Below are 13,904 nucleotides of genomic sequence, written 5' to 3' on the forward strand. Positions count from 1 at the left end.
ATGTCCTCATAAAAACCAATGAATTTTCGAGTTGAAAATCATCTTATCCACAGGGAATAACGAAGAGCCGGAAAACGAGACCTAAAACCACAATTTTTTGACGTTGCTTGTCAGAACAAAAACTGCAAGCTTTATGGTCTTACTAACCAAGGCAATATTACTGGAAATGAAACTTACATAAATCGTGAAAAAAAACAAGAAGATATGTTTACCGCCACCACAAGTGTGGCAAAGTATTCAATGATCATACAGGTACCTTTTATCATGACCTGCATAAAGATGAGCAAACTATTGATTTAGCTCTGAGTTTGAACAAGGTTGTAAGAGATGGACTAAGGTCGCTGAATTTTATTCCTGTTAGTGTGTTAATGGATTATTTGAGATGGGTCAATGAAGAAAGAAATCGAGTGCTACGCGCTCGATTAACTATAAATAACTTATTTCAAATTAAAATTTGAGAACTTAATAGCGAATGCTATAAAATTATTCAGTGTAATATTATTTTTTGAAAAATGTAAGTGAAAGTTATAGCTTAAGAATTTTAAAATCTGATCAATAATATAGTCTACTTTGAAAATCAGTAGATAAAAAATAAGATCAATTGGTTTTTATCATTCGGAAGCCAGTCTGATCGGAACTACTGATTTAAAACCGCAATGCTAATAGCAATTGCAATTAAAACGCAGTTTCGATACATTTAGTAATCTGTTTAATCAAAAAGCTTCTTGGTAAATATTGATAAGAAATTGGAATTAAAACAAGGCATGGAAGACTTTGTATAGTTACCTTAACGAATTTCATGAAAATAAGGTTTGTGTATATTGAAAATTTTTCAATAGTCATACTGTATGTAAATCTGGTAATTCACAAAAGATCTAATTTGTCATCAATTCTATCACTTTATACACTTTTTATTAATTACTCATACTAACTGTAAAAGCATTTTTGAAATCAATTATCCATATACCATCAGGATGACTTGCTTTTGACAGTTTCAGAAACTCATACTTTGTAATTAGCTTTTCTTTTAGGAAAGGGCATATAAAGTGGATTTCTTTGGAACGCATCTCCAGAATGCGCTTTTTCCATTTAGAATCCCTATAGCTGACTGTTGCTCCAACTTCCCCATTATGAACACAGCCGAGGGGTTTTAGTGTGAACCTTGCAGTTATAGAAAGAGGTTAATTAACAAAATTATGAAGTACTTACACTAAAAATTTTTAAAAAAGTTGCTGAAAGCTGAATATTTTAAAATTTAATGTTTAACGACTCAGTTTCATAATTTAGTGATGAATATATAACTAAAATCACTAGATTTTGGAACTGATTACAATCCTTGTGATTATGCTTATAGATTGAAGGCTTCACATATCGAATATTACTTTTTATTGGAGACTGAGTTCTTTTTAAGAATTTAGATTTTCAATCACGAAATTAAAAAATCACTAGATTTTGGAACAGAGTCTGTTTAACTTCTAATTTATAATTCTAACCTAAGAGCAGAAATTTTCATGAACCTCATGTTCTCTGCAGATAAAATGCTATTGGAAACCCTATTATTGTTGGAATCCAGAAAGAAAATACCCTGTAGCTGAGTACAACAACAACAGCAATTGAGCCAGGCACTCCCAGGCCTGTATAGAGAGCAGCCATCGAGCTCTCTACAACACCAATTCCGCCTGGCAGGAGAAAAGCTATTTTTCCTAAGAGAATAGGGAGCCCATATCCAACGATTAGTATCTCAAACCCTACAGGAAACCCTGCGGCTATGAAGAAGAAATAAAGGGTCAACATATCGAAACTCGTAAAAATCACAGCCCCAAGAAGCGGGCGTTGCCAACCTCCGTTGCTTAAAGTATCAAGAGCTGCAAAAATCCGGTTTACTGAAGCCTTGGTTGGAGCAGGCTTGTAGGATTTATGCAAGAGCCGGGCAAAGTAAGCCGCTATCCTGACAACAATAAGTGTGAAAGCTGTCCTGTTTTTTAATCCCCAGTTTACTGCTGCAAAGCCCAGACCAAGTAAGGTGAGGACTAGAATAAAAGCAAAAAACTGCACCGAAGAAAGGTTGTGGGTAAACAGAAGATGAAGAATTCCGGATATAGCCAGTACTGTCAAGATCATATTGTTGAAAATGGTGGGCAGGGTACTTGCAAGTCCTGCGCCTTCGGCACTAATACCATATTTCCGTACCCATTGGTAAGTCGCTGCAGCATTTCCGAAAGGACCTCCTGCCAGCATGCCTATACTTGAAGCGGCGAGCGTTATTATAGCTCCTTTTAATATTGGGATAGTATGTTTTACTCTTACTGCGATGGAATTTATAAGATAACCCGCTCCCAGGTAACTGACACCCTGGCCAAGAGCAGCCAGTAGCACAGCCCATGGAATCATTGTCTCGATAACATGCGCGGATGCTTCAACCGAAGCAAGCTGTGGAAGAATAAGGTTAACAGCCAGCCCTATAAGGATAAGTGTTGGAACGTAGCGGCCTATTTTTAATACCATAGGTGTGGGAGATAGCAGACTTCTGTGGATATTGTTCTCACTTTTTTTCCCTGATTTACCTTCGTTCCGGCCTATAATCATTTAAAATCCTCTATCCAAGACATTCACATTTAAAATTTATTCCAAGCACGATCGGACACAGTACTATAGAACACATTTTATATGGCTATACTTTTTGGCAGTCTTTATATGGCTATACTTTTTGGCAGTCACTTATTTACAATTTATTTAATACTGTAATTATATTTATCTTTCTCAAATAAGTATTATCGAGTAACATTTCACAGCCTTTAATTATTATTAGGGAGAATTCTTTCCCATGACAGAGACTGTATATCTTCTTTTTCCTATTATTTATGCTCTTATTAATGCAGCTTCATATGCCCTGTATGGAATTGATAAATTCAAGGCAAGAAAGAATAAATGGAGAATTTCAGAACAGAGCCTGTTGCTTGCTTCTTTCTTCGGACCAATCGGTGCACTCCTCGGAATGCAGCAATTCAGGCACAAGACCCAGAAACCGATCTTCAGATTCCTGGTGCCTACGTTTTTAGGAATTCATATCCTGTTAGTGCTCTGGATCAATCTCTAAGACGAAGGAACTCAGCTTTAGGCTCAACAAATAACAAAAACGGTTAAACGAGTACAAGAGATAGAAAATATATCTGTGAAGGAGAGATAAGCTTAGAGAGAAAGTAAGCTTTAGAGAGAAGTAAGCTTTAGAGAGAAGTAAGCTTTAGAGAGAAGTAAGCTTTAGAGAGAAAGTAAGCCTTAGAAAGAAAGTAAACCTTAAAATGAGTGTACAAACTAACATTATTTCTATTTTTTTATAAAACTTTTTGATAGTATTCTTTTATAGAATATAAGGCATCACAGTTTTTATTCCTTATCCTTTATCAAATCACGCTCTGAAAACTGTTTTGAAAACTGCAAAATGACAGGTAAAGGCAGAAGACAGGATAAAAATTGCCATTGCGGGAGTCGGAAACTGTGCAAGTTCACTTATACAGGGAATTGAATACTACCGACAAAAAAGGGCATGGATTCTTTCGGCCTTATGCATTGGGAACTCGGGGGCTACTTGCCGTATGAGATTGAGGTGGTAGCAGCTTTTAATATCGACCGGAGAAAGATAGGAAAAAGATATATTAGAAGCTATATTTTCGTTTCCAAACTGCACAATGCTTTTTCTGTCCGAATATTCCTCAGACAGGGACAAAGGTAAATGCAGACCTTTTCAGGAAACGGGGAGTAAAACTGGAAAGTACTTATTAACTTAACACTGAAGAAAATACCGATTCTTAACATGCTCAACAGGAACAGGCTTGACTCCAGGAATAAATCGAAAACCAAAGCTGTCCAATCAGTAATTGAAGCAAGACTTGATAGCAGAAATATCTACGTATGTCCGCGATTACACTCCCTGGCAGAAAGATAATGTCTGCTTCCTGGAAATGGAAGGAAAACTCTTCGGAGATGTACCCATGAAAGATGTGCCCATGAACCTGGAACTCAGGCTTTCGGTTAAGGATTCCCTAACTCGGCAGACGTGGATCGATGCAATCAGATTCTGTAAGCTAGCTCTTGACAGAAGAAAGGAAGGGGTTCTTTATTCACTCTAGGCGTATTTATGAAACATCCACCTGAACAATATCCCGATGATGAAGCATATCGTATGACTGAAGAATTCATTGCCAATAACCTGTAATTAAGGTGCAGTTCTAGAAGAACCCCAAAAGAACCTGAATATAAAATTAGTTTGAATTTGGTTTCCCTGAAAGTTTTCAGGGAAATTCAAGGCTTGAGAGAGCCAGATGAATTGATTTGGAGATACATTTATTTGGACTTTGGAGATGCACTTATTTGGGCGATATCTCTTCCACCTCTTCAGCTCCGGCATCGAGTTCCTTTTTCTGTTGAGAGTCAAACTTAAGTAAAAGGGCCTGGAACTCTCCAATGTGTGTTTTTTCCTCTTTTGCCACATCCATAAGCACGGCTTTTATATTCGCATCTTTTGTTAAGTTTGCCATCTGCTCATAAAGGTTTACAGCATCAAGTTCGGCAATAATTGCAGCTCTTAGTATTTCTTTATCAATATCTTCTTCAGATATGCTTTTAAGATCTATAGGTATTTTGGATAACAACTTGTTATTCCCCCTTGTTTACATGTATGTGGATATAAAAATAAATACGTTTACTATATTGCACTTACCAGATTACACTTACCAAATCAGGGAATTGAATCAGCCGTAGCTGATCCTGTAAATTGCATTATTCTTGTCATCCGAAACAAGCAGGGCTCCGTCAGGCATTACAAGGACATCAACAGGTCTTCCCCAGGCTGCAAGTCCTTGAAGCCAGCCATTGGCAAAAGGTTCATAACTTACAGGCTTTCCGTTCTCCAGCCTGACAAGGGAAACCCGATATCCGATTGGGATTTTTCTGTTCCAGGATCCATGTTCTGCAATAAAAATCTGGTTTCTGTACTCTTCAGGAAACATTGTGTCTGTGTAAAAGGTCATTCCAAGAGCAGCAACATGCGGCCCCAGTTTCATTTCGGGAGGTGTGAATTCCGAGCAGTTCCTGAGTTTCCCAAATTCAGGATCCGGAATATCTCCCCCATGGCAATAAGGAAAACCGAAATGCATTCCCTTTACAGGTGCCCTGTTAAGTTCATCCGGAGGCGCGTCATCTCCAAGCCAGTCCCTTCCGTTGTCAGTAAACCATAATTCTTCGGTCCTGGGATTCCAATCAAATCCTACACTATTCCTGACACCCTTTGCAAAAATCTCAAGCTGGCTTCCGTCGGGCTCCATTCTCATAATTGTTCCATACCGTTCGTCCTCTCCCTCCTTATTACAAACATTGCAAGGCATTCCTACAGGCACATACAGCTTTCCATCAGGCCCGAATTTAATGTATTTCCAGCCGTGAGCGCGGTCGGACGGAAAATTATCGTTCACCACAACAGGTTCAGGCGGATTTTCAAGCCTTGCTTCGATCTCATCATAGCGGATCACCCTGGAAACCTCAGCGACATATAGCGAACCGTTCCTGAACGCCACCCCGTTTGGCATGTCCAGGCCCTCAGCAAGCACAAGAACCTCGTCGGCTTTACTGTCATTGTTCCGGTCAAGAACTGCATAAACTTTTCCTGTATCCCGGCTTCCGACAAAGATAGTGCCATTAGGGCTAAGCGCCATTGACCTTGCACCCTCAATATTCTCAGCATAATATCCAATGGAAAAACCGGGAGGAAGCTCGATGCAGTCAAGTCCTATCCCGTTTTCTCCGCAGTCATTAAGTGGTATGGTTCTGAGAGCCGCGTAAGCTACAAAAATAAGTGCAATGACTGCAAAAAAACCAAGTATTATTCTTGTTCCTTTCATTTCCCCCACCATTTTTTGAGATTTTATCATATGAGAATTTCTGCAGTCTCAAAAAGTTCTCTTTCAGTCTCAGGTCTAGAATACCCTTGTCCTTTCCAGCGGATAATTCCTTTCTGATCCAGCAAAAAGACATAGGCAAGGTTCGTATCTTCCATTCCAAGAATTTTCTGATAGCCGGAGTAATCTCCATAATAAGTAACTACATTGCCATGTTTTTCTACTGGAATCCCACTTCTCATACCTGAGTCGATTACCCAGGAGACGATCTTCCAGGCTTTGTTTATCATCGGAATTTCATAGATTGCAAACCTGCTGTCTTTTCCGAATTTCCTTTCAAAAGGCTGAACCCAGGAATCAATCATATTCTGGGCACTACGCACAAAAGCAATACAGACGAGTGTTACCTTTCCCTCCAAAGCACCTGGAAAATTTACGACGTCACCGACAAGTGCTTTTGATGTGATTTCCGGAAAAAGCTGTCCGATAATATTTTGTTCAGTTTTTTCAGGATAGACATCCCTCTGATTAATTGCCTCATTCTTCGAAGATTCAACCTCTTCTGAAATAATCTGCTCTAAATTCTCCTGATCTTTTTTAATTAAGCTCCCCCCATTTGGAATTAGAGAATAAAGATGAAAAGACGTACAAATTATACAAGTTTATCATATGTGACGACATAATGAACAGGTGGGAAATTCAAAGGCATTTTTATCCATAGAAAACCACATCCGAAAGTGGTAGTTGTGGATAGGAAAATACAATCGGAATCGTACAACAGGAAATGATCTTTTTGCGTTAAAATGAATATTGTAATTTTACAAATAAAAACCCTACTCAACTGATAGAAGAAGCCAGGGAAGATGTCAAATCGGGCAGACTAATGGATAAACAACGAATCTTTGAATAATTCCTAAGATATGTAGCGTTTTTAAATACAGCGAAAATCGTACCGAATACCAGGGCCTAAAAATTGCAGGTATAGCATCCGTTTTCACGAATTTTTACATAGACGTCCCCATATTGAGAATCAACATGTCTAGACCCGCTAGTCAAATATCAAATTTAGAAAACAAGGTAATTCAAGAGCTTAAAAGTGAAGTTTTACAGTTCAGAAAATCCACGGATGAGAAAACATCCATGGAAACGAGGAATATCCATGGAGACGAGAGAAAATCCATGGAAAACAAGATTCTGGATATTATAGCAAGCTAAATGGGCGTTTTGAAACGGGGGTGATGATTTTAAAGAAAAGTATCAGCGGCATTTTTAAAGCATGAAAAACGATACTGCATACAAAAAATAGATTAAAAATATAAAAAACCGATTACATTAGGCGTTTTCATAAAACTTGAATTTCATTACGAATTTAAGGAATATGGGAACAATAGAAAACATAAACTAAAAACAGGTATATAAGGACTCTTTATTGGTTGCTTAACAAGATTTGACAGTAGAAAAACCAATTAAAATAGAAAGAGTTATATGTTTGAGTAAACATATCACCATCGTGGGCCAACCCAAAGTATCAAGACCAAACAAAAAAATCCTGTGAACTGTCTCAGCCGATTTCGAATCCTCTTTATTAGGAAGCAGGAATTCGCATCGGCCAGCCCACGTTTTTTCTATTATTACGATCTCGTTTTCTGTGCTTGTATTCCTCTTTTAACCAAGTCGTCTTTAGGTATTTCAGGTAGAGGATTATCCTCAAATCCTTTTATGATATTGAATTTTTGAGTTTTATATTATACGAATTATAAAATAATAAGATGTTAAGTTTATATGAAAAATAACTCAGAAATTGTGGTAGCTGGATAATTACGGTAATTGAAGATTTCTTTGGTTTTTGTTTCTGGCGGCGGGTTTTTGTTAGGAGGGGGCGGGGCGGTGGACTTATTTTTTGGGTGGGTTTTTGAGTTCACTTATGAGAATTCTGCAGGTTAATAGCGATAATAAGCATTTCTTAGTTGGGTGGATAAAATGAATCTATCAAACTTTGTAATAATAGTCCCCTTTTTGATTTTTTCATTTTAACTACTGTAATTCACTTAAATAGCTTTCATCATAATGATCAGTTTAGATCTAAACCTTTCATTATAATGAAAAGTATAAAGGAAGAAGAAGGATCAGGTATGTTTTTGTGTGGAAAATGATTCTTGGAGTGGAATGATTATGAATGAGTGTACTTGATTGTGAAATTATTCATTCGAGAAGCCATTTCCATACCGGTTTCAAAATAATTTTTTTTCCTCCTGCATCAAGTATGTCGTCCTCTTCAAACGTCAGGATAAGCCCACTGTCCAGTTTATAAGTCGTCATTGCCTCTATTAATCCTTCAATTTCTCTCTTTCTTGTTTCTGGACTGTTCAGGTCCACTGAAACCTGAATTGCTTCCTTGATCCGCATCCCTTCCCTCAGCACAAAATCACATTCCTTTTTTTCGGAATGATAATACAGTTCTTTTTCTCTTCTAAGAAGTTCAACAAAGACCAGGTTTTCAAGCCTCTGCCCTTTGTTTTCGGAAAAATTGAAAGCTACTGTTTTCAGGAAACTGTTGTCAATCGTGTAGATTTTTGAAGACGATACCTTCTGCTTTTTCAGTGAGTAGTCAAACCTGGGGAGCTGGTAGAGTAAAAACACATTCTGGAAGTAATCAAGGTAGTTTTTGATCGTACTTAAACTCTTTATTCCGGTTATTTTTCTCAATGTGGGATAGGAATACGCTCTGCCCACATTGGAAAGCAGGAACAGAACCAGGTCCTTAAGAGCTCTTACCTCTTTTATATTGTAGCGGACCAGAACGTCTTTGTTCAGGATATCTTCGAAATACCCTCTGGATAGCTCAAGGTCCCCACTTATCAGGACAAGCGGAAAGCCTCCTTTTTCGAAGTATTCCAGAAAATAGCTAAATATCTCAGCTTTTCTGGAGCTTGTAAGCATGCCAGATTCTATTTTTTCTCCTGTGATTTCGATACCCTTCAGACGCAGTAACTCCCTGAAGGAGAAAGGAAAGAGTTTGAGCACTTTGTTTCTTCCGGTCAAAAATGTAGAAATTTCTGAACTGAGAAGCTGGGAATTCGAGCCTGTAGCAAACACTTTTTTGCCTTCTTTGTAGAGGTTGTTCAGCCACCTCTCCCAGAGTGGCACATTCTGTATTTCATCAAAAAAATAATACACCTGCCCTGTTCCGCTTTTGTCCAGCTCCTCCCTATAAAACTCAATTATGAGGTCCTGCAAATCCTGAAAATTCTTAACTTCAAAATCCGAAAGCCGGATATCATCAAAGTCCACATAAAACTTAACTCCTTCCAGCTGCCCGGCTATCAATTTCAAAAGCGAACTCTTCCCACACCTCCTGATCCCCGAGATGATAACGATTTCATTTCCCCGGAGGTATCTCTCAAGATCTATATCGCGGTAAACAAGCTCCTCCACTTTCCTGAAAGATTCTTGCTGATCGATTATTACCTGTCGAAGCTGGCTTTTCTCCATCTAAGTTAGATATCTGAAAGCTGGTTTATATAGTTTTCTTTGGCATTTTACTAGTGTTTATAAAAGAATGTGAAATTGTAATGTAAAGTTTAAAAAGAGATATCTAAGTTTAATCACCTTCCTTGGGTCTGTAATCTCTAACAAAATCAACGAGATTCCACAGGAGTGAAAACGTTTATGAAAATTTCCGGCGGCGGGCTTTTTGTTTGGAGGGGAGACGGGCGGTGGACTTATTTTTGGAGGCGGGTTTTTTGAATCGATTTTTTGAGTGAACCACGCCCGTAAGCCCAATTTTGAAGAATTTCTGAACTCAGGGCTGGTTAGAAGAATTTCGATGAATCTTAAAATGGGGTACCATACGACTGCGAAGCAGGCGGCGAAGACCGAAAAAGATTGAAAATTACCTTGAAATTTGATATGTAATGACAAAAATAATCAGAGATACCATCATCAGACCAAAAACAGTTTCTCCCATTACTAACGGTTGCATTAACGTTATTGATATATCAGGCTGTATATTTGGAAAACTGTATCCTGTAAAGGTAGTGAGACTAAAGTAGAGATAGTCAATCAGTTTGACTTCTCTCCCTTGAACAATTATACCATTTATCTTCCAGAAACAAAAACCAAATAGAATAATACCAATCATAGAAGAAAAAATAGGATTCCAAATTTGGTCTCCATGCCCTGCTAAAACTTTTAGGATAAATCCGTCAAAAACTCTTGCTCTAATATTATTCTTAAAGCCGCCCTTTGTAAGTAAAAGTTTTCGATAAGACTCATTTGCCCTATAATGAGAATGTTTTGCTTGAAGACTGTCACCATTGGATGAATAAAAGTTATATAATTTTGTATATATTTCGAAGGACGATTCATAAAGAAGTTCTTTCCTATATGAAGATAAGAAATCTGCAAATTCAAAAAGAAATTCTTTCCTATCGTCAAATAAGAAATCTGCGTTTACAATAGCTATCATGTAGTTTTTTAGTACTGGTATTTTGTTCCAAAGAGAAATATTTTCATTAGGCTTTTTATAAAATACTAAATCATCGAATTTTTCCTTAATTTTATAAGAAATTTCCCCTTTTTGATATGCATCAATTAAATCTTTGTAGAAAATAACTTTGAAAATATTAAGTGATTTACCATAACCGATATACCTTATAATTTCTGCTTTATTTAAAGCATTTAATACAAAAACGGAATCACTCTCAAAGTCCTCAATTTTTTTGACGTCAAAAATAATTTGTTTATTTAATATAAATAGAAATAGTTTTTCAGTAGAGAGAGTATCTGCAACGAATTCGTTAATCTCTTTTTCACTAATCTTAGTAGACTTAAAGAAAATGGCATTTCTAAACGTCTTTGTTTCATCAACATATGAGCTAGATATATTTGAACCTATGAGCTTAGTATCTTCTAAAATGGATTTAGAATCAAAAATAGTGCCTACTAAAGATGCCTGTCTTATATCAGCATAACTAAGATCTGCTCCACTCAGATCTGAATAAGCTAAATCAGATTTTGAAAGATCAGAATAAAGTAGGTTCGCTTCAATTAATTTACATCCTCTTAAATTTGCATTTTCGAGAGTAGCATATTTCAAATTTACTCTGCTAAGATTCGCACCACTCAAGTCTGAATTTGTTAGATTAGCATATCCTAAGTCAGCATTCTGAAAATTTACTGTAGTGAGACTATAATTTTCTAATCTTGCGAATATCAAGCATGCTCCTTTTAAATTGGTTCTGAAAAATTTTGCTCCCTGCAAATCAGCTCTTGGTAGATGTGCATCTTCTAAATTCGCTTCTTTTAAATCTGAACCTTGAAAATTTGCGGAATCTAAGTTAGCTTTTCTTAAATTTGCTTTATAAAAAGATGAGCCCTTTAAATTAGCTAAAATTAAATTAATGCCTCGTAAATCAGCGTAGTTTAAATTGACTTTTTGAAGGAAAACACCCAAAATTTTGTTATCTTTTAGAAAATTTAGCTGATCCTGGGATGGTTTCTTTCCTTCGATTTTCTGATGCCAGTAACAATATTCACTACCTTCTTCAGATTCAAGAGGACATTTAAAGTTGTCATAAGTACCTTTGAACTTATACTTGCATCTACCCATTAAACTGTCTCCTATACTTTCAAAAAAATGCAAAAGCTATTTAAATCAATCTAAAAAATCTAGATTTGAAAATATTGCATTAATTTCAAAGACTAAAAGACTATAATGAAAAATTAAAATTTCCTATCTCTTTTAGCAAACTGTCTATACTCTTATCCAAAATAATTCTCCTCCAACTTCTCCCCCCTTCCCTCCTGCTCTCTCGCATAAGCCACATACTTCCCGCTCTCCTTATCGAAAACGAACCTGTAAACCGTTTTGAAATAGGCCCAGTATTTAACATACTGATATCTCGCATCGCTCAGCGTAACATTTACCGAACCATTTTCTTCCGAAATGCTGTAAACAGGATAATCGATTTCCTGAGGAACGGCTGTGCTGTAGAGTTTTCCGGCTCTTTCAACGTATGCGGAGGCGTCGGGAACGGCGCCGGTCACGTTGATTTTTTCGATATAATCGCTTTTTTCGATCCCGGACCAGTAGCTCACTTCCATAATCCTGTAATGGGTGGAGTTATACGAATACGCGGAAATGAACTTCCCTACAGACGAAGGATATGTATCCTGATAGCTGATTTTTGCGCCTTCCGAGCCGGAAATATAATTCACAAGAAATAGTTTTGCCACCGGCAGGACCGCAATCCAGACCACAAGCACAATTAAAAGCGCGGGATAGAGTTTGCTCCGGTTTTTCGTGACAAGGGCACAGAAATTATTGAATTTTCCCTTCCACTTTCCGCGGCTTTTCATGTAAGCCACAAGTAAAAAGAAAATGGGCAGCAAGGGAAGAATATTTGCCAGCGGATCGAAAAAATAAATGGCTCCGAGAGTAGATGTTTCAGTGCTAAACGGATAAAAGGGACGCATTTTCCAGCTTGTAGCGTAATCAAGGTAGACATGGGAAAATATGGCTGCAAAGCCGGCGGCTGTAAACAGGCGGTCTTTTGTTTTAATCCAGATGAAAAGCGTGACAAGCAGGATGAAAAGGATTGAGTGCAGGAACTCCCTGTGGCCGAGAAGATAGAAAAGCTGGTTTCGCGCTTCGTGGCTTACGCTGCCGCTGATGAGAGCAAACAGGAAGTATGGGATAAAATCCAGGTCAGGAAGAATTGCCAGAAAACCGAGAGCATTTCGCTTTTTTCCTTTGAAGCCGAGAGCCAGGGCAATCAGAAAGCCGATTCCCAGGTGGGAGAGTGAATTTACCATTTACTTTCTTCCTCAACCAATTTTTATCTTTATTTAGTTTTTAACTTCACTCCTGCCTCTACTGCACTTTTATTTTTATTGTTACCTGTAATCTTATATTTAACACATCAAAGCTTTCTTGGAGATCCTGAATACATTTCTTCAAAAATATCTACAGTTTGTATCTTTTACATTTAAATAGTTTGATGATAATTATATTTTGCACTTTGAATTGCCAGATGCAATTTGATATGTGTTCGAAGAGACTCAAAGCAGATTGATCTGCAGCGAGAAATGTTCAGGGATAAAATTGTTTACGATAGAGCAATTTGAACAGATTCCTGTAACATAACTAAGGGGTAAAGCGTTTCGCGGGGCAGAATTTGTAGTGGGATCATTTGTAGTGAGGTCATTTGTAGGTGATCTTTTGTAGTGAGATCATTTGTAGGTGATCTTTTGTAGTGTGATCTTTTTACTGATAAGTATAGATCTACATTTAATTCGGATTCCATAACAAATTTTGCAAAACCGGCGATCAATAAGAGGGTAAAACAACATGACTAAAGGATTATACAAATTACCGGATTTGAAATATGGATATGGCGACCTAGCACCTTATATGTCCGAAGAGCAACTCAAGTTACATCATGACAAGCACCACCAGGCTTATGTTACTAATGCAAATGCAGCTATAGAAATGATGGACAAAGCAAGGAAAGAAGGGACTGACTTTGATTATAAGTCAACTGCAAAAGCCCTTTCTTTCAACCTGGGTGGGCATATCCTTCACAATTACTTCTGGTGGGAGATGACCCCTGAGAGCAATGCGAGCAAAGAGGCCGTGGGTGAACTGGCCGAGGTGATCAAAGATAACTTCGGAAGTTTTGACAGGTTTAAAAAGGAGTTTACCCAGGTTGCATCAAGCGTTGAAGGTTCCGGATGGGCAGCCTTAACCTTCTGTAATGATACAAATAGACTTATGATCATGCAGATCGAAAAGCACAATGTAAATGTAGCTCCGGATTACCCTATCCTCATGGCGCTCGATGTGTGGGAGCACGCTTACTATATTGATTACAAGAACAATAGAGGTAAGTTCATAGAAGGATTCTGGAATATCCTCAACTGGGAAGAAATCGATAAATATTTCACGAAAATCCAGAAGTAACCAGAAAGTTGCTTTTTAAAGATTTCATGCTATTCCGATTACGTTTACCA

10 protein-coding genes and 2 pseudogenes are annotated in these 13,904 nt (G+C 37.6%); 5 read left to right on the plus strand and 7 right to left on the minus strand.

What is annotated here, in order from left to right; genetic code table 11:
• Positions 1-69 precede the first annotated feature (69 nt).
• A pseudogene (locus MSBRM_RS21290) lies at positions 70-314 on the plus strand (IS1 family transposase); the annotation flags it as partial.
• A gap of 1,204 nt (positions 315-1,518) precedes the next feature.
• On the opposite strand, the gene MSBRM_RS09435 reads toward MSBRM_RS21290, so the two are convergent.
• Positions 1,519-2,586 carry a lysylphosphatidylglycerol synthase transmembrane domain-containing protein gene (locus MSBRM_RS09435; RefSeq protein WP_048117496.1) on the minus strand — a complete coding sequence of 356 codons (1,068 nt, stop codon included), beginning with the start codon at positions 2,584-2,586 and terminating at the stop codon, positions 1,519-1,521.
• Positions 2,587-2,824: 238 nt separating this feature from the next.
• On the opposite strand from MSBRM_RS09435, the gene MSBRM_RS09440 reads away from it, so the two are divergent.
• Both MSBRM_RS09440 and MSBRM_RS19465 read left to right on the plus strand, forming a co-directional pair.
• Positions 2,825-3,097 (plus strand): DUF1294 domain-containing protein, encoded by a 273-nt coding sequence (locus tag MSBRM_RS09440; protein ID WP_048117493.1) that lies wholly within the window; start codon positions 2,825-2,827, stop codon positions 3,095-3,097.
• A gap of 367 nt (positions 3,098-3,464) precedes the next feature.
• Positions 3,465-4,213 (plus strand): annotated as a pseudogene (locus tag MSBRM_RS19465) (hypothetical protein).
• A gap of 151 nt (positions 4,214-4,364) precedes the next feature.
• Here the strand turns inward: MSBRM_RS19465 and MSBRM_RS09450 are convergent.
• The 3 genes from MSBRM_RS09450 to MSBRM_RS09460 form a co-directional block, all read right to left on the minus strand.
• The gene (locus MSBRM_RS09450; protein WP_048117490.1) at positions 4,365-4,649 is read right to left on the minus strand and encodes a ferritin family protein; all 285 of its coding nucleotides are present in this window, start codon (positions 4,647-4,649) and stop codon (positions 4,365-4,367) included.
• A gap of 99 nt (positions 4,650-4,748) precedes the next feature.
• Positions 4,749-5,894 (minus strand): PQQ-dependent sugar dehydrogenase, encoded by a 1,146-nt coding sequence (locus MSBRM_RS09455; RefSeq protein ID WP_048122849.1) that lies wholly within the window; start codon positions 5,892-5,894, stop codon positions 4,749-4,751.
• Between the two features lie 26 nt (positions 5,895-5,920).
• Positions 5,921-6,547, minus strand: a complete 627-nt coding sequence (locus MSBRM_RS09460; protein WP_329957120.1) for a hypothetical protein — start codon at positions 6,545-6,547, stop codon at positions 5,921-5,923.
• Positions 6,548-6,926: 379 nt separating this feature from the next.
• On the opposite strand from MSBRM_RS09460, the gene MSBRM_RS09465 reads away from it, so the two are divergent.
• Positions 6,927-7,106: a hypothetical protein gene (locus tag MSBRM_RS09465; RefSeq protein ID WP_048117488.1), complete on the plus strand. Its 180-nt coding sequence runs from the start codon at positions 6,927-6,929 to the stop codon at positions 7,104-7,106.
• A 987-nt stretch (positions 7,107-8,093) separates the two neighbouring features.
• Here MSBRM_RS09465 and MSBRM_RS09470 read toward each other — a convergent pair.
• The 3 genes from MSBRM_RS09470 to MSBRM_RS09480 form a co-directional block, all read right to left on the minus strand.
• Positions 8,094-9,383: an ATP-binding protein gene (locus MSBRM_RS09470; protein WP_048155492.1), complete on the minus strand. Its 1,290-nt coding sequence runs from the start codon at positions 9,381-9,383 to the stop codon at positions 8,094-8,096.
• Between the two features lie 400 nt (positions 9,384-9,783).
• Positions 9,784-11,502, minus strand: a complete 1,719-nt coding sequence (locus MSBRM_RS18855) for a pentapeptide repeat-containing protein (protein ID WP_052712800.1) — start codon at positions 11,500-11,502, stop codon at positions 9,784-9,786.
• Between the two features lie 152 nt (positions 11,503-11,654).
• Positions 11,655-12,707, minus strand: coding sequence for a metal-dependent hydrolase (locus MSBRM_RS09480; RefSeq protein WP_048155495.1), 1,053 nt, complete (start codon positions 12,705-12,707; stop codon positions 11,655-11,657).
• A 535-nt stretch (positions 12,708-13,242) separates the two neighbouring features.
• Between MSBRM_RS09480 and MSBRM_RS09485 the strand changes: the two genes are divergently transcribed.
• The gene (locus MSBRM_RS09485; RefSeq protein ID WP_048117481.1) at positions 13,243-13,854 is read left to right on the plus strand and encodes a superoxide dismutase; all 612 of its coding nucleotides are present in this window, start codon (positions 13,243-13,245) and stop codon (positions 13,852-13,854) included.
• The last annotated feature ends 50 nt before the right edge of the window (positions 13,855-13,904 follow it).

The sequence above is a fragment of the Methanosarcina barkeri MS genome, from assembly GCF_000970025.1.
In the GTDB taxonomy this organism is placed as follows: Archaea; Halobacteriota; Methanosarcinia; order Methanosarcinales; family Methanosarcinaceae; genus Methanosarcina; species Methanosarcina barkeri.

Coding starts and splice junctions, on each gene's coding strand:
- MSBRM_RS09435 (WP_048117496.1), bottom strand. CDS start 2,586: ATGATTATAGGCCGGAACGAAGGTAAATCAGGGAAAAAAAGTGAGAAC.
- MSBRM_RS09440 (WP_048117493.1), top strand. CDS start 2,825: ATGACAGAGACTGTATATCTTCTTTTTCCTATTATTTATGCTCTTATT.
- MSBRM_RS09455 (WP_048122849.1), bottom strand. CDS start 5,894: ATGAAAGGAACAAGAATAATACTTGGTTTTTTTGCAGTCATTGCACTT.
- MSBRM_RS09465 (WP_048117488.1), top strand. CDS start 6,927: ATGTCTAGACCCGCTAGTCAAATATCAAATTTAGAAAACAAGGTAATT.
- MSBRM_RS09470 (WP_048155492.1), bottom strand. CDS start 9,383: ATGGAGAAAAGCCAGCTTCGACAGGTAATAATCGATCAGCAAGAATCT.
- MSBRM_RS18855 (WP_052712800.1), bottom strand. CDS start 11,502: ATGGGTAGATGCAAGTATAAGTTCAAAGGTACTTATGACAACTTTAAA.
- MSBRM_RS09480 (WP_048155495.1), bottom strand. CDS start 12,707: ATGGTAAATTCACTCTCCCACCTGGGAATCGGCTTTCTGATTGCCCTG.
- MSBRM_RS09485 (WP_048117481.1), top strand. CDS start 13,243: ATGACTAAAGGATTATACAAATTACCGGATTTGAAATATGGATATGGC.